We start from the raw sequence: 18085 nt of genomic DNA on the forward strand, positions 1-18085 counted from the left end.
CTGGCCGGATCGGCGCCGAACCCATCGCCGATCAACATCCCGGGGATGGCCCCTCGGCGTGCGTCGCGGCGGGGATCGCTTACGGATGGGAGAGGGCGGGCGGTCCCGGTCCCGCAACCGAGATCCGCCGCCCGCTCCAGGACGACGGTCTCATCCGCCGACGCCCTTGACCGTCAGGGGCCGGTCCATCGCGATGACGAAGGCGGCGCCTCCGGCGAAGACCGTCATGGGAGCCCCCCGGTCGAGGGCGACACGCAGCACACGGGTCGTCCCGTCTATGGCCACGGCCAGGTCCCGCCCGCGCCACCGGATCCTGAAGTCGAGGCTCTGCCAGTCGGCCGGCAGGCACGGATCGAAAGCGAGCCCGTCAGCCCGCAGCGACAACCCGGCGAAGCCGAGGATCGCTATCATCCAAACCCCGCCGAGGGCCGCGACGTGGATGCCGCCGCCGATCGCCACATGGGTGTCGGCGAGATCGATTGCCGCGCTTCGGCGGAAGTAGCTCAGCGCTGCCTCGGCACGCCCCAGCCGCGCGGCCGCGAGGCCGTGCATGGCCCGGCTCAGGGAGCTCCCGTGCCCGCATCGGGGCTCGTAATGGTCGAAGTTGGTCCCGCCGCTCGCGCCCGGAAAGGCCTCGGGCAGGAGGGCCAGGAGCGCGACGACGTCGGCCTGCTTGATGACCTGCGCCCGCTGCGTCCGCTCGCGCCCCAGCACGACATCCATCGGCACCGAGCGCCCGGCATAGGCGTTCAAATCGACCGTCTCCAAGGCCGAGAAGCCCGCGAACTGCTCGAACAGCCCCGTGGCCGGATCGAAGCCGGTGGCGATGGCCTCCGCCGCCTCACGCCAGTGCGCCAGTTCCGCCTCGCCGAGGTCCAGACTCCGCGCGAGGCGCGCCCACGTCTCCGGCCAGCGGGCCTGCACGAGGGCGGCGACGTCGAGGCCGCGCGCGATGGTCCACCGGGCCATCCCATTGGTGAAGGCGTTGTCGTCCACGCCCTCGTGATACTCGTCCGGCCCGATGACCGTGCGGATGTGACGCCGGCCGTCCGCCTCCGGCGCCGCACGCCAGGTCCAGAACCGGGCCGTCTCCAGGATGATCTCAGCCCCAGCCTCCTGCAGGAAGGCTTCGTCCTCGGTCGCCTGCCAGTATTGCCACACCGCATAGGCCACGTCGGCGCTGATATGCTGCTCCTGGCTGCCGCAGAGGACGTCCAGGATCTTGCGGTCCGGGCCGACCGTCTGGGCGGGCGTGACCTCCGACCCGCTATCGGCCGATTCCCAGGCGTAGAGGGCGCCCCGACAACCCATCTGCGCGGCCTTGGCGCGGGCCGCGTCCAGGGTGCGGAAGCGGTACATCAGGAGGGTGCGCGCGGCCTCCGGCCAGGTCAGCGCGTAGAAGGGCACGAGAAAGATCTCGGTGTCCCAGAAGACGTGGCCGCGGTAATCGTCCCCCGTGAGGGCGCGGGCTGCGACGGAGACGTGCGGGTCTTCCGGATTCGCCGCCCCGTTCAGGTGGTAGATGGCGAAGCGCAGGGCGGCCTGGGCGGCATCGTCACCGGTCACCCGGATGTCGCTGCAGCGCCAGCGCTCGGCCCAGGCCGCCTCGTGGCGGGCGAGGATGCCGCGCCAGCCGAGCGTGCGCGCGGCGGCCAGTTCCTTGCGGGCCCGGGCGCCCGCATGGACGTCGGTGGCGTGGTGGCGGGTCACCGCGATGATGCGCCGGAAGGTCACGATCTGGCCCGGCTGGGCGGTCCAGCTCCAGTTCCAGGTCAGGTCGCCCCGCATCACGGGCTGGCGCTCGATCCCGTCGACCTCCAGGGAGGCCGCCGCCGCGATGGCGAGGCTCCGGCCGGATCGCCAGGTGCGCCACGCCTTCAGGTCGAGTTCCGCCCGTTCCGGCGCGAGTTCGAAATCCGTGGGCCCGAACGCGGCCTCGAAGGTGAGGTCGCTGACCCCGCTCTCGATCCGAAGCTCGATCACCTGCATGCCGATCGCACGCGCGTGCAGCGACACCAGCCGCAGGGAGCGCAGGCAGACATCGAGCGGGGCGTTGCAGGTCTGGCGGGCCTCCATGAACAGGGCCCCCCGTCGCATGTCCAGGGTCAGAGCCCGCGAGGACCGGTCCGGGCAGCGCATGAGCGGGCCGTCCGGCAGGAGGATGCGGACCTGCGTCCAGTCGGGGGCCGGCACCAGTTCCGGAACCACGCTGTCGGGCGTCGGCGTGTCGAACAATCCGGCGACGTAGATCCGCGGCGGAACAGCCCGGCAGGCGCCGAGATGGGAAGCCAGCCCGCCCCGCACGCCGAGAAAGCCGTTGCTGAGGGCGAAGCGGGTTTCGAAGGTGCTCTCCCGCAGCAATTCGTATCCGGTCTCGCGCAGCAGCCAGGACGGATCGCCTCCAGCGATCATGTCTTCGGCCAAGGTGTCGGCCACGCTCATGCGGCATCTCCCGAAGACGGCGGCGCGATATGCTCGATGCAGATCTCGTCGAAACTCGTGACCACCCGGTCGGCCCCCGCTGCCCGCAATCCGTCGGCGTCGCCGAGGCGGGCGATGCCGATGGCCGTCATGCCGCCGGCCTTGGCGGCCCGGATGCCCACGGGGGCGTCCTCGGCCACGAAACAGCGGGCCGGGACGACCCGCAATTCGGCGGCGGCCAGCAGAAAGATCTCGGGGTCCGGCTTGCCGTGGCGCAGGGCGCGGCCGCAGATGCGGGCCGCGAACGCGTCGAGCAGCGTCCGGTCCGGGCTCAGCGGCACCGCGCGCATCATGGCCTCCGCGTTCTTCGAGGACGAGGCCGCCGCCAGGGGCCAGCCCCGGTCGGCGAGGGCCCGGACGAAGCGGAGGGCGTCCGGAAAGGCCGTCACGCCCTCGGCCGCAACGATCCGCTCGAGACAGCGCTGTTTCGCATCGGCGTAGGCCGACACGAGGCGCTCGGTATCCGGTAGACCCAGCGCGGCGAGGGCCGCGCGGGCCCCGTCGATCCGGGCCTTTCCGGCGACCTGCGCCTGATACAGGGCGGTGGTGAAGGGCCGGGGATCCGCGACGCCGGCGAGCGCCTCGCGCCAGGCACGTTCATGCGGGGACGCCAGCAGGACGCCGTCGACGTCGAAGATGAAGGCGGGGGCGCTCGGGCGGCGCGTGATCGGTGGAGGCCTCATCCCGTCGCTCCCCCGGCCGAATGGCACGTCCTGCGGATCAGCCATCTCCCTGTCGCGCCGAAGACCAGAACCGACCTGGCGTCGGCGCGGGAGAGCATCCGGCCGCCGATTGTCAGGAGCGCCAGTGACTTGCGGGCTGGGCCGGCCTCGAGCCCCTCCGGCGACCGATGCGCGTCCGGCAGCCCGCCTGCCGGCGACACCCCGCTCGACGGCAGCAGGCCGATCAGGACGCAAAGCCGGTGCTGCGGGCCGGTGCGGCCACATCCGCGCGCGGGACGGACCGCTCGGTGAGCCATGCGACCGCCAGCGCCAGCGCTTCGTCGATCGGTCTGGGTTCGTAGCCGAGTTCCCGGCGCGCCTTGCTGTGGTCGAACGCCGTGGAACGCAGCGCAAGGCGCACGCCCTCGCGCACGGCCACCGGACTTCGGTGGGAGATGTGATCGGCGAACCACTCGGCAACGATGGCCACCGCCATCGCGAGGCAGCCCGGCAACGCCATGGACGGCATGCGTCGGCCCGTCATCCGCTCCAGCCTGGAGAGGAGCTGCCGCAGCGGCACGTTCTCGCCGCCCAGCACGTAGCGCTGCCCGGCCTGTCCCTTCTCCCCCACCAGACGCAGCCCCTCGGCCACGTCCCGGACATCGACGAGGTTGAGCGTGCAATCGAGGAAGAACGGCGTCTGCCCGGTCAGGAAGAGGGCGAGCATCGCCGCGGGCGGCGTCATGTTCCAGTCGTCCGGTCCGATCGGGACCGTGGGGCTCGCGATCACGACATCGCGGCCCGCCTGCGCGGCGGCGAACGTCGCCTGCTCGGCCAGGCATTTCGATCGTGTATAGGGACCGGCCATCCGGTCCAGGGATGGGAGATCGCCGTCGCGCACCCGCGCAGCATCCCGAAATCCCGTGAGCAGCACCGCCTCGGTCGAGCAATGCACGACCCGTGCGGCAGGCGGCGCTGCGGCCAGCAGGCGTTCCGTGCCCTCGGCGTTCACGCGGGCCAAGGCACCCCGCTCCGGGGCCCACAGGTGCGCGTCGCCGGCCAGATGATAGACGCGCGCGATCCCGACCATCGCGGTCGACAGGGCGGCGGCATCGAGAATCGAGCCGCGGCGATACTCGGCGTCAGCCGAAAGGCCACGCGGGTCGCCGCAGTCGAGCACGCGCACGCTGCGCCCTGTGACAATGATCGACTGGACGAGATGGCGGCCAATAAAGCCGCATCCACCCGTAACGAGATCGACGGCGGTCATCGGATTTCTCTGGAATTCGATGCGATGCTGATGTCACGCTCATTTATTGCGTTGATCTCGATCAATTCCGCCGGTGTATCGGTGCGGAATTGGCGGCCAATACAATGCAGCGATTGGGCGGCCCGGGTCGGGCGAGCTGGAGGCTTAGGCCAGATCTCGAATGTGCCGCATCGCTTCGGGTGTCAGGAGGTGAGCGCCCCATCCCTGCCGCACCATCGCTCCGGCGCAGGCCGGCCGCGCGAGGAGCATGAGCGCCGCACCCACCACCGGCAGGACGCTCAAGGGATCGAGACGCACCGGCGTCAATTCTTCGCGCGCCTGCGCGAAGGGTCCTGGGCGGCCGACAAGCTGCAGGAGCGACGCGACGAGGTTCCGCCGGCGGGCGCCCCGAAGCGCCGCGCCGAGGAGGACTTGCAGGGCGAGCCGCGTGCGCACCCCCGGCCGGCCCATGCGGCCGGGCGCGATGCTGTGACCGGCAGATACGCGGACCAGCAGGTCCGCAAGGTTGAGGCCCGCGAGGCTGGCGGCCATCGGCTCGACGAGGCGCGGATTGCCGTCGATGTAGAGCGGGCGCTCGCCGCGGTCGTCCGTGAAGTAATCGACGGACAATGCGCCGTGCCAGGACAGATGGGAGCCGATCTTTGCAAGATCGCTGGCGACGTTGGGGCGATGAACGCTTTCTTTGAGCGCCGCGCCGCCGCCTGCTCCCTCGACGAGCCTGCGCGTGGCGTGGAACCCGACGAGCCGCCCCTCCTGGAAGACGGCCTGCGCCTGCTCGAGGGGCGCGGACACCCATGCCTGCACGAGGATCGGCTCGCCCGGGGTCGCCACATGCGCGAGTTCGGCCGCGGCACGGTCCCGGTCCGCCTCGCAACGGATCAACCAGGTGCTGCGGCTCGCCGTGCCCAGGGCGGCCTTCACGACGAACGGGTAGGCCGCGTGCTGGGCGAGGCTGCGCGGATCGTCGAGCAAATGTGTTGGGGGCTGTTGCAGGCCGAGCTCGGTCAGCAGGCCGCGAAAACCGAGCTTCGTCAGGACGCGCTCGTAGCTTTCGAAGGCCGGAACCGCGAACGCAACCCGCGGGCGCAGTTCGTCGGCCAAGCGGGCGACGAGGTATCCCTGCTCGTGGATGGGCAGGAGGACATCGAATCTCTCCCACGAGAGCGTCTCGTGGAGGAAGTGTCGAAACCCCTCCGGATCCGTGCCGAGGGGCGGGCAGCGATAGCGGCGGACGACCAAGCGCGAGAACCGCCCGAGGCAGATCCGGGCCGGATCGCAGTAGGCGACCTCGTGCCCGGCGAGCGCCAGGGCCGTGATGGCTTGGCGCGCAGACGTGCTGCTGCCCTCGGTCAGGAGAACGCGCATGCGGTGCTCGTCGCCTCCAGGATGCTCGGCGGGATGCCCGTCGCGCCGAGGCCGTCGATGCCGGTGTCGATGCCTTCAGGGCAGAGCGTCCGTCCGCGCCAGGACGCGCCGATGGCGGGGGCCCGTTATAGTCCGGATACGGGCGCCTCGCCGGGACGAGCAGACGGACACGGCTGTCGCGGCGGGGGCACGCATGGCCGGTCGCGAAGCCACCGCGGCCCGGGCTCGCGGACGTCCAGAAGACCGCCTGCCGCGCGCCGCACCCGCCCGGCCGCGATGATTCTGCCGCCTGTCGATCATGGGCGGCCGGCCCTCTGCGAACCCACGGTCCGGGCATGCGTCTCGCAGTCGTCCGCGTCCGGCCGTTCCTCGCGCGTGATCACCCCGTCCTCGATGTGCACGATCCGATCGGCGAAGCGGAAGAGACGCGCGTCGTGCGTCACGACGAGGACGGCCCGCCCGCGCTGCTTCGCCGCCGATGACAGGATGGCCATGATCGCCCGACCGTTTTCCGAGTCGAGAGCGGCCGTCGGCTCATCCGCGAGGATGACGGACGGATCCGCGACCAGCGCCCGCGCGATCGCGACGCGCTGCTGCTCGCCGCCGCTCAGCTCGCGCGGGAACGCGTTCAGCTTGGCGGAGAGGCCGACATCGGCGAGGACCGCGGCGCTCTTCGCGGTCGCCCCGGGGCCGCGCTCGCTGCGGATATCGAGGGCGAGCTGGACATTCTCCGCCGCGGTGAGCGTGGAGAACAGATGGTAGGATTGGAAGACAAAGCCGATGTGCCGCCGCCGGATGGCCGCCAGCGCCTCCGGCCGGGCGTCGCCGGTCGGGACGCCGCAGACCCGCACGGTCCCGCTCGTGGGCGTCAACATGCAGCCCAGGATGGACAGCAGGGTCGTCTTGCCGCTGCCCGAGGGCCCGACCAGGACCGTCAACTCGTGGGCGCGGACGACAAGGTCGAGCGCCCGCACCGCCTCGACGCGCGTCGGCCCCTGCCCGTAGGTCTTGCACACCCGCGCGGCTTCGATCGCGGCACTCATCGGGTGAGCACGCTCGCGGGATCGACCCGGATGATCCGGACGATGGAGGCGATGCCGGAGGCGACGCACATGAGGAGCGTGAGGGCGAAGGCGACCGCCACCAAGGCGGGGGTAATAATCACCGGGGCGACGCTCGTCGCGGTCAGACGCTCGACCCCGATACTGATTACGGTCGCCACCGAGAGACCGATCAGCGCGTTCACGAGCGCCTGGAAGGCGATGACCCTGTAGATGTATCGGTTGGAGGCACCGATCGCCCGGACCATCGCGAATTCGTAGAGGTGCTCCTTCGTGCTGGAGTAGAGCGTCTGCGCGATGATGACGGTCCCGACGATGATGGAGAGCAGGGCGCCCGCGACGAGAGCCGCGCCGGCCCCCGTACGGTAGAGCCAGAAATTCAGGGACCGCGCGCGAAACTGTTCCGGCGTGAGCGCCTCCATGCCGGAGACACGCGCCTGCGCCTCCTGCCGGATGCGCGCGATGTCGGCCCCCGGCTTCGCCCGGATGAGGAAGTACGTGACCAGATTGGCCGGTAATCCGACATAGGATCGGGCGCTGCGGAAATCGGTGAAGACGTAGGGCCGCGTCGTGAAGGAGCGCAGGCCGGAGGTGACCGCCCCGACCGTCACCGGGTGCCCGCGAACCTGTGCCGTCTCGCCGCGCGCAGACACGCCCAGCTGGTCTGCGTAGGACCGTTCGAGCGACACGGTGCCGGTGGTCGCGAGATCGTCGAGGCCACCCTCCACGATGTTCCACGGCGCCAGGCCACCGACCGGGTCGGACGCGATGATGAAGATCCCGATCAATCCGCCGTCCGGCGGCAGCCAAGCCGAGAAGCCCGCCACCACCGGGACGGCCTCCGACACCCCGTCGACGGCGCTCAGCTCCTGGCGCATCTCCGCGTCGAGAATCGAGATGTCCTCGAAGTACTGCGTTCCTTTCGAGACGATCCAGAGATCGGCTGCGGTGTGATCGACGATCAGCGTCACCATCCGCCCGAAGCCGTAGAACAAGCCCATCTGCACCAGGATGAGGACGACCGAGAGCACGATCCCGGTGACGGCGGCCACGAACCGAAGCCGATCCTGAAGCAGATTCCGGAGCGCCAGCGTCATGACAAGCGGCATTCGCGTGCTCGATATGTGCCATTGTCATGTAAAAATCAGCATAAATTGCCAGTAATGAGATTGATATGGATCAATTGCGGCGCCATGGCTCTGTATTCACATTCGCTTTGATCTTGATCTGGAGGGCGATATGGGCCGCGCGTGGTGTGTCGCCGGGGCGGCGGCAGCGATGGTCCTGGTCGGCGCCCGCGCTTGCGCAGAAGACGCTTTCGAGGGGCGATACCTGCAGAACCGGCCATGCCGCGGCGACAGGACCGATCCCCCGAGCCTGAGGGTGACGATCACACCGCAGCAGATCACGTACGCGGGCGGAACATGCGCGATAAAGACCAGGCGCGGCGAAGGGAGCAGGCTCATCTTCGGCGTCGCGTGCCGGTTTCGCAGCGGCATCACGATGGGATCGGACATCGTCTTTACGCGCCAGCGGGGCGGCGTCTGGCACATGATCCAGGGGGATGGGGATTTCGAGGCCGACATCTACAGGTGTCCGGACTGAATCCGAGCCGTGGCTGAAGGGAGCCGGACCTGCTGTCGCCGCCGCGTCAATGCCCCGGCGGTGAGCGCTTCCGCGTCACGATCACCGGGGCCTTCCTTGTGTGCCGCGGCCCTCTGCAGGGTGACGGTCTCTCGCCCGCCTCAGTCGGGCCATGGGCTGCGTGTGCGTTTCACCTGCTCAGGCGCGCCGACTCGGGTAAGCCGTTTCCGGCCCTGCTCCGACAGGTCACCGAGTGTCTCAGTCGGGTGGTTTTGCGACGGCCTGCTTCTGGGCAAGGGTTTGGAAGACGCAGATGCGGCTGCGGCGGCGACACGCCCGGCTCCCACATCTGCGCGCGCTGCGGTGAACCCCACGGATTGCCCGAAGGCGATTGCCGGCCAATCCCGATCAGGTCGCCGTGAGACGCTTCTCGTTCGCAGCCACGTGCTCACGATAGCGGGCGACAACCACGTCGACCGAACCTCCGGTCATCAAGGTGCCCGAGGCCTCGATGAAAGCGCTGATCTTCTCGCTGACCATTCGGTGCGCCTCAAGCTGACCGTCGGCACCGCCCAAGGCGAGTTTCACAAGCCGAAGTTCGACGACTCTTTGCGCCTCGAGAGCGAGCAGGGTCACGGCATAGGGGTTGTACATCGCGCACTCCGAGCCACGCCGCGCGAGAACCGACGCGACTGCGACAAACGAAAAGGGCGGCCGAAGCGACCGCCCTCGGGTTGATTGCCGGATCGAGGAGGATCGCTCGACCTTCGGTCCGGCGTCTCAGCGCACGCGCGCTCAGCCCTGCTGCGCGATGCCGGAGAAGGTCTTGCCGGCCTCCTCGATGGCGCGGGCCGAGGTCTCGGAGAGGGCTTTGCCGTCCTGAACCATGGATTGCAGCCCCTCACGGACGAGCTCGCTCTGGATCGCGGAGTACTCCTGCACCGATTTGGCGCGAGCCAGCTTGTTCAGGCCGTCGAGGTTGCGCTGCCACTGCTTCTGGCTCAGCGAAAGCCAGATCCGTGACGTGTCCTGGAAGGCCTGGGTGATCACGGTCCCGCAGCGAACGACCGCTTCCATGTTCTGCTTGGACTGCCGAGCCAAGCGCTCGCTGCCCTCGCCCGTGTAGCCGAGGGTGCGGCTGAAGCGATCCGCGGCTTGGCGCGCTTGGTGCGAGGCCGTCTCGACGCCTTTCTGCACGATGTGCTGGGTGTTCTCCGCGGCGCGCTCGTTGAGATCGACGAGCTTGTTCACACCGTCGCGAGCGGCGTCGGCGAATTGTGTGGTCTGCTCGGCGGACTTGTCGGCGTTGGCCTTCAGGGTCTCGGCGGCCTTGTCGAACTGCCTGTTGTGCCTGTTCTGGTCAGTGTTTTGATTGGATGTCATTGTAAATTCCTGTCCTATAATCGATTGGCGATGTCTGCTCTGCGAAATTCAGATGCCAATCGGGATGCGGGGATAGTTATTTATCCATCTTATTGCGCCTCATTTAAATCGTGCGCCGGATCATATAAACAATGTCTGAAATGAAGATTTGATCCAAATAATGATCCGTGATTTTCCAGAACGGAGATACTTAAATGATAAGTCGCTGATTGCGCTGCACAATAAAAGCTTCGGCAGGATGCACTGCGGTCAGGGTGGGTCGCGTGAGACCGCGACGGCGTATTGGGCGCAGGCCGTCCCGTGGTCGCCAACGGCTTGCGAGGCGCTCAGGAGGCCCGGGCTGCCGCGATGCGGTCGTCAGCGGCACGTTCCTCGCGGTCGACGCCGCCGATCATGGTCAAGCTGTAGTCCGGCCCCGGTCGGGAGAGCCGCCCGAGATCGCCCGTCAGCGGAGCCGCCGCGGGCCTCGGCGCGGGCGTCGAGCGGCCATTCGGCGCCTGCCGTCTGACGTTCCGCGGGTCCGTCTCGCGAAGCTCGGCCGCCAGGACGTCGACCCTTGCCGGAGCGATCGTGACCCGCTCCGGATCCCGCCGGCCTCCTCTCCGACGCTCGGCACGAGCTCGCCGTCGCACGCGGTGATCGTGACGAACTTGGCCATGCGGTTGAGCACGGGCGTCCGGTCGTCGGCAGTCCCGCCGGCGGTATCGAGCGCCCTCTCGATCGCAGCCGTGTTCCGCGCGCGGGTCGCCAGGTCGCCCCGGGTGGCCTCGCGCTTGGCCTGCTTCCGGAGCTCCGTGGTGATCGAGGCGTTCGAAAGGTCGCGGACCGGCAGCGGGCCCTGTCCGCTTCGGAGACGCCAACGAAGGACGCCGGATCGGCGAGACGGGCGGGTTTGCGCTCGTCTGCCTGCGAGCGACGACGCATCAAACCGAACATCGCCTCGGCCAAACTGACGGGCTTCAGACCTGGCCGTGATGGAAGCAGGGGTTACGTCTTGTCCGGCTCGGTCGAGGGGCCGGCAACGGTTCCCAGGCCGTTGCCCAGGTCCACTCCCCTGTGAGGCGGTACTCCGCTCGGCAATACGGGGGCGGTTGCGGGCGCCTCCTGCACCTGTGCGAGGCCGGCGTCCACCTCGTGGATGAGGTCTGCAAAGTCGTAGGGCTTGCTGAGCAGGCGTGTGCCCGGCGGCAGCGCCCGCTGAAGATCCGATCCGGCTCCCGAGGTGACAATGATGCCGACGGCGGGCCAACGGTGATGAACGAGGTGGGCAAGGGCAACACCATCACCCACGATGCCGCGCCCCGTCACCAGCATGCTCACCGGGGTCGGTCCTTCGAGCACCGCCAGCGCCTCGGCGGCTGTGCGGACCTCTATGGCCTGAAAGCCAACATCCTCCAGCATGTCGGCCGTGACCATACGGACAAGTTCATCGGCCTCGGCGATGAGGATGGCTAAAGGCCTGCTGTCAGACACAGACATGCTCCGCGTGATCAGGGCGGGAGCGCTCGCTGCTCTCAGGCACTGACGGCCGGGTCCGAAGCCAGTGATTCCCCCTTATGCGCCAATTGTCCGCCGGGCGCGATGACCTTGGTTGTGGCAGCGCGTCTCCCGAGGGCGCGCCCTGGTCCGGCCGCCTTCCGCCCAGAGCCGAACTTGCCGGACGGCCGACGAATGGCGTCTGTGGACGCCCCTGCTTTCGGGGCGTCCAACAGCGGGCCGAAGGGCCGACATGGGTCGGCAGCGGAAGGACCGCGCGGGGTGGGTTTCTGCCGGTCTGTTCCAGGGCGCAGACACGTTGGAGCGGGCCTTGCCCTCCCGCCTGCTCACGATCCCAAGCAGCCGATCCCACCGGTGAGGATTGGGCATGCGGATGAAGACCCACTCCGCCGGTTCGCTATGGGGCGCCTTCAGCAGACCGCCATTTGTGGCCGCTTCGAACTGGAGCGTTCCGCTAGGACAAGCCTTACTGGACTGTCAGACACACAGTGCGCTTCCGGGTCGAGCCAAGCCGCTGTCCCATTCGGTCAAGCTGCCGTGCTCAGCTTCGGTATGCTGCCGCGCGCCGCGATCCGATGTGGCTCTCGACGGTTTCTCTGTTCTGACGATCGGCAAAGCCGGTCCGGCGAGAGGGCACTGCATTCGGCGCGTCTAGGGGATCGAGATTTTTCCTGAAGCCGCCTGCCTGAGCGGGCAATTCCGAGGAGACGGTCATGGATGTCACCAGACGGATCTTCGCCGCCGGCGCCGCTACGATCCCGTTCGTCGGCTCCGGCCTGCCTCTCGCCCGGGCTCAGAGCACGGCCCAGGACGCGCCACTCATCGGCAACAACGCGGTGGCCGATCCGATCGAGCTGGCGACGGACGCCTACATCTACGGCTACCCGCTCGTCACCATGGAGATGACCCGGCGCGTGCTCACCAATGTGGCGGCGCCTGAGGGCAAGAACGCCCCGATGGGCCAATTCGCCAATCTACGCGAATATCCAGACGCGAAGTTCCGGGCCGTCACCGCACCAAACGCGGATACTCTGTACTCCAGCGCCTTCATCGATGTCGGGACAGAGCCCCACCTTCTCAGCATCCCGGAGGAGGACGGCCGATACTATCTCATGCCGATGCTGAGCGCCTGGACGAACGTGTTCGCCGTGCCGGGCAAGCGCACGACGGGAACCGGGCCACAAACCTACTTCATCGCCGGACCCGGCTGGAGCGGCAGCGTGCCGTCCGGCGCCAAGCTGATCCAGGCGCCGACTAACCTGATCTGGATCCTTGGCCGGACCTACTGCACGGGGGCTCCCGAGGATTATAGGGCCGTGCACGCGCTGCAGGACCAGTACCGGCTCATCCCGGCGAGCGCGGCCGGCAAGCCGTACACACCGCCTCCGGGGCGCGTCGATCCGAGCGTCGACACGAAGACGGCGGTGCGCGAGCAGGTCAACCGCATGGATGCGACGACCTACTTCAACATGCTGGCCACCCTCATGAAGGACAACTCGCCGGCGCTCGCCGATGGGGTTCCGGTCGCCAAGATGGCCTCACTCGGCATCGTGCCGGGCCAGCCCTTCGATCCCGCACGCCTGCCGCCTGCCACCCGCGAGGCAATCGCGCAGGCGCCGAAGGAGGCCATTCCTCGCATCATGGGACACATGAAGACGGCGGGACAGCACGTAAACGGCTGGACCTTCACGACCAACGGCGGCGATTACGGCAAGGATTACCTGCAACGCGCTCTGGTGACGGCGGTCGGGCTCGGCTGCAACTTGCCGCAGGACGCAGTCTACCCGGTGGCCACGGTTGATGCCGCGGGCCGTCGGCTGACCGGCGCCTCGACGTACGTGATGCGTTTCCCGGCCGGCGAGCTGCCGCCCGTCAACGGCTTCTGGTCGCTGACGATGTATGACGCGGACTACTTTTTCGTCGACAACCCGATCAACCGCTATTCATTGAGCCCGCGCGACAGCCTCAAGGCCAACCCGGACGGCTCGGTTGATCTCCTCATCCAGCATGAGAGCCCTGGCGCGCAGCGGGAGGCGAACTGGCTACCTGCCCCGGCTGGGCCTTTCATCCTGATGCTCCGCACCTACTGGCCGAAGGACGTCCTCCTGAACGGCTCCTGGGCGCCGCCGCCGGTCACCCGCAGCTCCAGCGCCACGCTCTAGGCCGCACGGCCGGATCCCTGCCCGAGAGGCAGCGCTCCATAAGATCCAATCCGCGAACGTCCGCCTGCGACGGTGACGCAGTCCGTTGCGACCGCCCCGCCGAAGGCCGGCTCCTCACCCCGAGCCGAAGTCGCTTTACCGCAGGCAAACGTCTCCTTTGAGGACGAGACGAACGCGGTCCTGACGACCGAGATGGGTCGAAACCTGCAGGGCCGCTCAGGGCGAGAGCGGTCCGACCGCTTTCGGACCGCCAGGGGAAGCCGACGTCGGTTCCGCGCCTGCACACGACCCATGGCAGACCCATGGCAGGCCAATGGCAGGCCCGTGACAGGCCCGCTTCGTCGTCACCGCATCGGCCTGATCGCGGGTGAGCACGCTGATGGCCGGTCGATCCGCAGCACCTTCGGTGTCCGCCTGATGGCCGGGGCGACCAAGCTCAATGCCAAATCCGGTTCGTTGCGCTATCCTGCCGCTGACGCGCCGGGGGGAACGCCCTGCTTGGCATAGACGGAAAGAGCCCGCTCATGTTCGATGAATACGGCATTCCAAGAGGCGCTGAGTTGAACGAAGTCCCGCTGCCCGCGCTGTATCATTTCGTCTATTGCAGCCGTGCCGCCGACGGCGTCGACGACGCCGAGGTCGGCCGCATCGTCAAGGCGGCCCAGCTCCACAATCTCGCGCATGGCATCACCGGGGTCCTGGTGTTCGGCAGCGGCGTCTTCTTCCAGTGGATCGAGGGGCCGGCTGCCCAGATACACAAGCTGATCGCGCGCCTGCATGGCGATTCGCGCCATTACGATGTCGTTTCGCTGAGCCAGAGCGAGGAAGAGCGAGAGCGTCTCTATCCGGACTGGGAGATGGAGAAGGTCGAAGCCGAGGACATCCGCATGGTCCTGACGGACGCGCTTGAAAGCGCCGAAGACAAGAGCAACATCTCGGCCCTCAAGCGGATTCTCAAGCAACTCGATTCGGGACCGCTCGATTCGCTGGGACGGAGCTGATCGGGCCAGCCCGTAACATCCAGTCCGGCGCCCGATCGGCGTTGTGGGCCAGGACTTCGATGGGCCCCATTCGACCTCGACCGAGCGTCGCAGAGCATCCCGTTCTCCAGGATCGACCGCGTCGCCGTGGCGAACCTCCATTCCAGTCCCTGCGGCTGTGCGGTTGGGCCCGCGAGCCAGTCCGACCACGCAAAGACCCTTCACGGGCAAGGGGGCGCGCGATCGCCTGTCTAAGCCCGAGCCCGAGCCCGAGCCCGACCGTTGTCTCGCCCGCGCGCAAAACTTTGTCTTTCGGCCAAGCCGGGCCGCGTTGTCTTATCCCAGGAAATTTGACTTAGCCTTTACATCCGCGCTGACAACAGTTCTCATGCTGCGCAGCGATCGATAGGCCAGCAAGGCCGCCGACGCTGTGGCGCCGGGGGGGACGATGCAGAATTTCGGTTCGTCCGACCATCTGGGGGGCGACGGTCTCCCGCACGATACCGAACGTGCGACCGAGGCTCGTCGGCTCTATGCGCGCAAGCGTGCCGCCGAGGCCGCACGCGAGCGCTGCCTGGCCCTGGGGCAGGTCGTCCAGACCGAGATCATCCCGCAACTGGTTCTGCGCCATCGCGGTTTGGGGACCGAGGGAGCCATACCCGCCTTCAAACCAGACGCGGGACAGATCGCGGCCTTCACCGATCTCACGCTCGCGACGGACGATGGGGCCGTCATTGAGGCTTTCTCGGCCCTGGTGGCGGCCGGCCACCCTGTCGATCGCCTGTTCCTCGATCTTCTGGCCCCCTCCGCGGCTCTCTTGGGCCGGATGTGGGACGAGGATCTGTGCGACTTCGTCGAGGTCACCACGGGGGTGGCCCGTCTCCAACGGCTCGTCGCGCGTTTCCGAGCCGCGCCGGGGACCGCCTCGCGCGATGATCGGCGTCGTCTGCTCCTGATGGGCGCTCCAGGTGAACAGCACACGTTCGGCGTGCGGATCGTCGAGCAATTCCTGCGTCGGGCAGGCTGGGCCGTGTCGATCGGCCTCTCCTCCAGTCCAGAGGAGATCGCCGCTCTGGTGGCGTCCGAATGGTTCGGCGTCGTCGGTCTGACGCTCAGCAGCGAGACGCGCGTCGACCAGCTCGCCACGGCGATCCGCTCCGTGCGCGATGCGTCGTGCAACCGAGCCATCTGCGTGATGGTCGGAGGACCGATGTTTCTGCAGCAGCCGGACCTCGTCCAACGGGTCGGAGCGGACGCATCCGCGGTGGACGCGGCGACGGCGGTGCTACTCGCGCAACGACTGCTCGATCTTGCGGCCGACGAGGCCGGGACGTCAGGAGCAGACGCGGTTGCGACCGAGTGCGGGACCTGACACCGGCGCAGGAGAAGCAAGGCTTCATCAGCCTTCCTGCGGCTCTGAGAGGTCAGCCTGCCCCCCGGCATCCGGCCGATCGAGCCTCGGAATCGCTCTCAGGGGACGGGCGCGAAGCGGCCGACTGGGGCGGCCCGAAGACGGTCCCTGTGCCGTCTGGCGAAGGGCCAGGGGCCGCTGACTACCCCGGGGCGACGTTGCCGGGCGGCCTGGGAATGGCGGCGTCCGAGAGCCGACGTTCAAGCGGTCGGTCGGGCGGGCGCGTGTCTGCCCCCTCGCGGGGTCAGCCAGGCCGTCACCGGCAGCGGGACGTCTGCGGGCGGGCAAGCCGCTGCCCGGATCCGATTCAGACTCGCGTTGGGCAGGGTGATCCGCCGCCATCTATGATAGACGAGCCGGAGAGTGCGCTGCCCGTCCAGCGTGGAACGTCCTTTTGGAGAGTCGCAGTGGCACGTCCGGACCTTGGTACGAAGCGCATTTGCCCGGTGACGGGCAAGAAGTTCTACGACCTCAACAAGACCCCCGTGATCTCGCCCTACTCGGGCGAGGTCGTCCCCACCTCCGTGTCGCCGTCCTCCGCCCGAGCGGCCGCACCCGTGGTGGCGCGCAAGGAGACGCCGGTCGACGATGAGGAGGAGACGGACGGGCCGGAACTCGTCTCACTGGATGAGGCCGAGGCCGAGGAAGCCGACAAGGACACCGATACCGAGAGCGATGACACGCTCGATATCGAGGACGACGGCGACACGGTCGAGGATGACACCCTCGTGGTCGACGAGGACGACGAGGACACCAGCGACCTGATCGAGGTCAACGACGACGAGGACGATCAGTAGCCGCGCTCAAGCGGATCGCCCGATCCGCCGAACGCTGATCCCTCGCAGGGTCTCGGCGGCCGATCGATCGGGCCGTCGGGCGGCCCATGAGCAGGGCCGATCGCACCGCCATGCGACGGGACGGCTCGTCGCTGTCAGGATCGACCACGGTCGCGGACGCGAAGGCGTGCGCCGCGACGGCCGCAGCCAGATCGAGACTATGGTCCGGCCCGATCGGATGATTCTGCGTCGTCGGTTCCGCGAGGTAGACGTCGATGGCGGCACCGACGTCCTCGATGGCGATGCGCTCGGCGGTTACGAGATCCCAGAGCGTGGCATCGTCCGACATCGGCGACGTCCCATACCGCGCGCGACAGGCCGCAACGACGTGACAGCGAGGACACCCTGATCATCAAGGAGCCCCAAGGGCAAGGCGGTCGCCGGGGGGGCACCCCACGGAACACCGCGGCTCTCGCACAAGGCCGATCCTGCGGCTCCTGCACGGTCTGCTGTCGAGCCCTGGAGATCAAGGCCCTCGACAAGCCCGCGGGGATCCTGTGCCGCCACAACACCGGCACGGCGTGCGGGATCTACCCCGAGCGCCCGGAGGCCTGCGCCCGCTGGGATTGCCTGTGGCGCAAGATCGGAGCCCTGCCGGATGACCTGAGGCCGGATCGGTCGGGCGTGCTGTTCTCGTTGGAGAGCCGGCCACCCGTCGCAGAGGCTCCCGACGCGGCCTGCATCGTCGGTCGCGCGGTGGACGGGGCGCAAGCCTTCGACCGAGGAGCGGTGGCGGAGGCCTTCGCCATGTTCGTTCGCGAGGGGTCGCTGCCGGTGTGGAAGGCCTCCGACCGGGAGGCCACCCTGGTGAGCCAGGGCGGGGCGGTCCCGGCGCGGTGACATCGGTGGCGAGCGGTCCCGCACAGGTCGTCGCTTCAGCACCGCAAGTCGATACCCGACTCGGCCCGCGATGCTGATGTTAGGCGGATCTGGTCAGCCGATGCCGAACGGCGCGCGCCGGCTGTGATCCCCACGAAGGACGGCTCAGGCGCCCTTCAGGTTGGCGGCGCTCTCCTTGCCACTGCGCCGGTCGGCTTCGACGTCGTAGGAGATCTTCTGCCCCTCGATCAGGTTGCGCATCCCGGCGCGCTCGACCGCCGAGATGTGGACGAACACGTCCTTGCCGCCGTCGTCGGGCTGGATGAAGCCATAGCCCTTGGTCTCGTTGAACCACTTCACTGTGCCGGTAGCCATAGCGTTAACCCTGGTCGTCGGCGCGCCAACGCGGCACGCCGTGAGCTTCGAACCGGCCGGATCAGCCGACCGTTCCATGCGCGGCACCGATCAGACGGCGTTGAACCGACGACCGCACGAACCGTGACGGCGTTTTCCGGGTTCGCTCCGGCCGCCCATCATCTGGGCTATCATTGCGGCTCAGGGAGGCGCAGGATGC

17 protein-coding genes are annotated in these 18085 nt (G+C 68.3%); 6 read left to right on the forward strand and 11 right to left on the reverse strand.

Translation table 11 applies throughout. The annotated features are described in order from the left end of the window. Positions 1 to 150 precede the first annotated feature (150 nt). From GGQ91_RS20295 to GGQ91_RS20320, 6 genes are all read right to left on the reverse strand, one after another. Positions 151 to 2442, reverse strand: coding sequence for a glycoside hydrolase family 65 protein (locus GGQ91_RS20295; protein WP_182592724.1), 2292 nt, complete (start codon positions 2440 to 2442; stop codon positions 151 to 153). Continuing rightward, positions 2439 to 3164, reverse strand: a complete 726-nt coding sequence (locus GGQ91_RS20300) for an HAD family hydrolase (RefSeq protein WP_043383993.1) — start codon at positions 3162 to 3164, stop codon at positions 2439 to 2441. Before GGQ91_RS20300 ends, GGQ91_RS20295 begins: the two co-directional genes overlap by 4 nt. Before the next feature lie 223 nt (positions 3165 to 3387). Next, positions 3388 to 4413, reverse strand: a complete 1026-nt coding sequence (locus GGQ91_RS20305; RefSeq protein ID WP_182592725.1) for an NAD-dependent epimerase/dehydratase family protein — start codon at positions 4411 to 4413, stop codon at positions 3388 to 3390. 144 nt (positions 4414 to 4557) lie between these two features. After that, entirely contained in the window at positions 4558 to 5778 is a 1221-nt protein-coding gene (locus tag GGQ91_RS20310) for an ATP-grasp domain-containing protein (RefSeq protein ID WP_182592726.1), read from the reverse strand. 296 nt (positions 5779 to 6074) lie between these two features. Further along, positions 6075 to 6821, reverse strand: a complete 747-nt coding sequence (locus GGQ91_RS20315; protein WP_182592727.1) for an ABC transporter ATP-binding protein — start codon at positions 6819 to 6821, stop codon at positions 6075 to 6077. Further along, positions 6818 to 7948: an ABC transporter permease gene (locus GGQ91_RS20320; protein WP_179697381.1), complete on the reverse strand. Its 1131-nt coding sequence runs from the start codon at positions 7946 to 7948 to the stop codon at positions 6818 to 6820. Before GGQ91_RS20320 ends, GGQ91_RS20315 begins: the two co-directional genes overlap by 4 nt. A 130-nt stretch (positions 7949 to 8078) precedes the next feature. On the opposite strand from GGQ91_RS20320, the gene GGQ91_RS20325 reads away from it, so the two are divergent. Beyond that, positions 8079 to 8444 (forward strand): hypothetical protein, encoded by a 366-nt coding sequence (locus tag GGQ91_RS20325; protein WP_246410816.1) that lies wholly within the window; start codon positions 8079 to 8081, stop codon positions 8442 to 8444. 387 nt (positions 8445 to 8831) lie between these two features. Here GGQ91_RS20325 and GGQ91_RS20330 read toward each other — a convergent pair whose 3' ends face one another. From GGQ91_RS20330 to GGQ91_RS20340, 3 genes are all read right to left on the reverse strand, one after another. Continuing rightward, entirely contained in the window at positions 8832 to 9077 is a 246-nt protein-coding gene (locus GGQ91_RS20330; protein WP_043356801.1) for a hypothetical protein, read from the reverse strand. Positions 9078 to 9218: 141 nt separating this feature from the next. After that, the gene (locus GGQ91_RS20335; RefSeq protein WP_182592728.1) at positions 9219 to 9806 is read right to left on the reverse strand and encodes a phasin family protein; all 588 of its coding nucleotides are present in this window, start codon (positions 9804 to 9806) and stop codon (positions 9219 to 9221) included. Positions 9807 to 10793: 987 nt separating this feature from the next. After that, a complete protein-coding gene (locus GGQ91_RS20340) occupies positions 10794 to 11279 on the reverse strand; it encodes a response regulator (protein ID WP_081948693.1) in 486 nt (161 codons plus the stop codon). Between the two features lie 737 nt (positions 11280 to 12016). Here GGQ91_RS20340 and GGQ91_RS20345 point away from each other — a divergent pair. The 4 genes from GGQ91_RS20345 (at position 12017) to GGQ91_RS20360 (ending at position 16653) form a co-directional block, all read left to right on the forward strand. Next, positions 12017 to 13465, forward strand: coding sequence for a DUF1254 domain-containing protein (locus tag GGQ91_RS20345; RefSeq protein ID WP_179697379.1), 1449 nt, complete (start codon positions 12017 to 12019; stop codon positions 13463 to 13465). A 524-nt stretch (positions 13466 to 13989) separates the two neighbouring features. Then, positions 13990 to 14466 (forward strand): BLUF domain-containing protein, encoded by a 477-nt coding sequence (locus GGQ91_RS20350; protein WP_043759418.1) that lies wholly within the window; start codon positions 13990 to 13992, stop codon positions 14464 to 14466. Positions 14467 to 14893: 427 nt separating this feature from the next. Further along, positions 14894 to 15817 carry a cobalamin B12-binding domain-containing protein gene (locus tag GGQ91_RS20355; RefSeq protein ID WP_182592729.1) on the forward strand — a complete coding sequence of 308 codons (924 nt, stop codon included), beginning with the start codon at positions 14894 to 14896 and terminating at the stop codon, positions 15815 to 15817. Positions 15818 to 16263: 446 nt separating this feature from the next. Then, positions 16264 to 16653 (forward strand): TIGR02300 family protein, encoded by a 390-nt coding sequence (locus GGQ91_RS20360; protein WP_043356817.1) that lies wholly within the window; start codon positions 16264 to 16266, stop codon positions 16651 to 16653. Here GGQ91_RS20360 and GGQ91_RS20365 read toward each other — a convergent pair. Continuing rightward, positions 16628 to 16981: a hypothetical protein gene (locus GGQ91_RS20365; protein WP_043383977.1), complete on the reverse strand. Its 354-nt coding sequence runs from the start codon at positions 16979 to 16981 to the stop codon at positions 16628 to 16630. The genes GGQ91_RS20360 and GGQ91_RS20365 overlap by 26 nt on opposite strands. Before the next feature lie 335 nt (positions 16982 to 17316). On the opposite strand from GGQ91_RS20365, the gene GGQ91_RS28235 reads away from it, so the two are divergent. After that, entirely contained in the window at positions 17317 to 17532 is a 216-nt protein-coding gene (locus GGQ91_RS28235; RefSeq protein ID WP_236952732.1) for a hypothetical protein, read from the forward strand. Between the two features lie 144 nt (positions 17533 to 17676). On the opposite strand, the gene GGQ91_RS20375 is transcribed toward GGQ91_RS28235, so the two are convergent. Then, positions 17677 to 17886, reverse strand: a complete 210-nt coding sequence (locus GGQ91_RS20375; protein ID WP_043356824.1) for a cold-shock protein — start codon at positions 17884 to 17886, stop codon at positions 17677 to 17679. Positions 17887 to 18085: the final 199 nt, after the last annotated feature.

It is taken from the genome of Methylobacterium fujisawaense (assembly GCF_014138435.1).
Taxonomy (GTDB): Bacteria; Pseudomonadota; Alphaproteobacteria; order Rhizobiales; family Beijerinckiaceae; genus Methylobacterium; species Methylobacterium fujisawaense.

Coding starts and splice junctions, on each gene's coding strand:
- GGQ91_RS20365 (WP_043383977.1), bottom strand. CDS start 16,981: ATGTCGGACGATGCCACGCTCTGGGATCTCGTAACCGCCGAGCGCATC.
- GGQ91_RS20315 (WP_182592727.1), bottom strand. CDS start 6,821: ATGAGTGCCGCGATCGAAGCCGCGCGGGTGTGCAAGACCTACGGGCAG.
- GGQ91_RS20320 (WP_179697381.1), bottom strand. CDS start 7,948: ATGCCGCTTGTCATGACGCTGGCGCTCCGGAATCTGCTTCAGGATCGG.
- GGQ91_RS20300 (WP_043383993.1), bottom strand. CDS start 3,164: ATGAGGCCTCCACCGATCACGCGCCGCCCGAGCGCCCCCGCCTTCATC.
- GGQ91_RS20345 (WP_179697379.1), top strand. CDS start 12,017: ATGGATGTCACCAGACGGATCTTCGCCGCCGGCGCCGCTACGATCCCG.
- GGQ91_RS20295 (WP_182592724.1), bottom strand. CDS start 2,442: ATGAGCGTGGCCGACACCTTGGCCGAAGACATGATCGCTGGAGGCGAT.
- GGQ91_RS20335 (WP_182592728.1), bottom strand. CDS start 9,806: ATGACATCCAATCAAAACACTGACCAGAACAGGCACAACAGGCAGTTC.
- GGQ91_RS20310 (WP_182592726.1), bottom strand. CDS start 5,778: ATGCGCGTTCTCCTGACCGAGGGCAGCAGCACGTCTGCGCGCCAAGCC.
- GGQ91_RS20305 (WP_182592725.1), bottom strand. CDS start 4,413: ATGACCGCCGTCGATCTCGTTACGGGTGGATGCGGCTTTATTGGCCGC.
- GGQ91_RS20325 (WP_246410816.1), top strand. CDS start 8,079: ATGGGCCGCGCGTGGTGTGTCGCCGGGGCGGCGGCAGCGATGGTCCTG.
- GGQ91_RS20355 (WP_182592729.1), top strand. CDS start 14,894: ATGCAGAATTTCGGTTCGTCCGACCATCTGGGGGGCGACGGTCTCCCG.
- GGQ91_RS20330 (WP_043356801.1), bottom strand. CDS start 9,077: ATGTACAACCCCTATGCCGTGACCCTGCTCGCTCTCGAGGCGCAAAGA.
- GGQ91_RS20350 (WP_043759418.1), top strand. CDS start 13,990: ATGTTCGATGAATACGGCATTCCAAGAGGCGCTGAGTTGAACGAAGTC.
- GGQ91_RS20375 (WP_043356824.1), bottom strand. CDS start 17,886: ATGGCTACCGGCACAGTGAAGTGGTTCAACGAGACCAAGGGCTATGGC.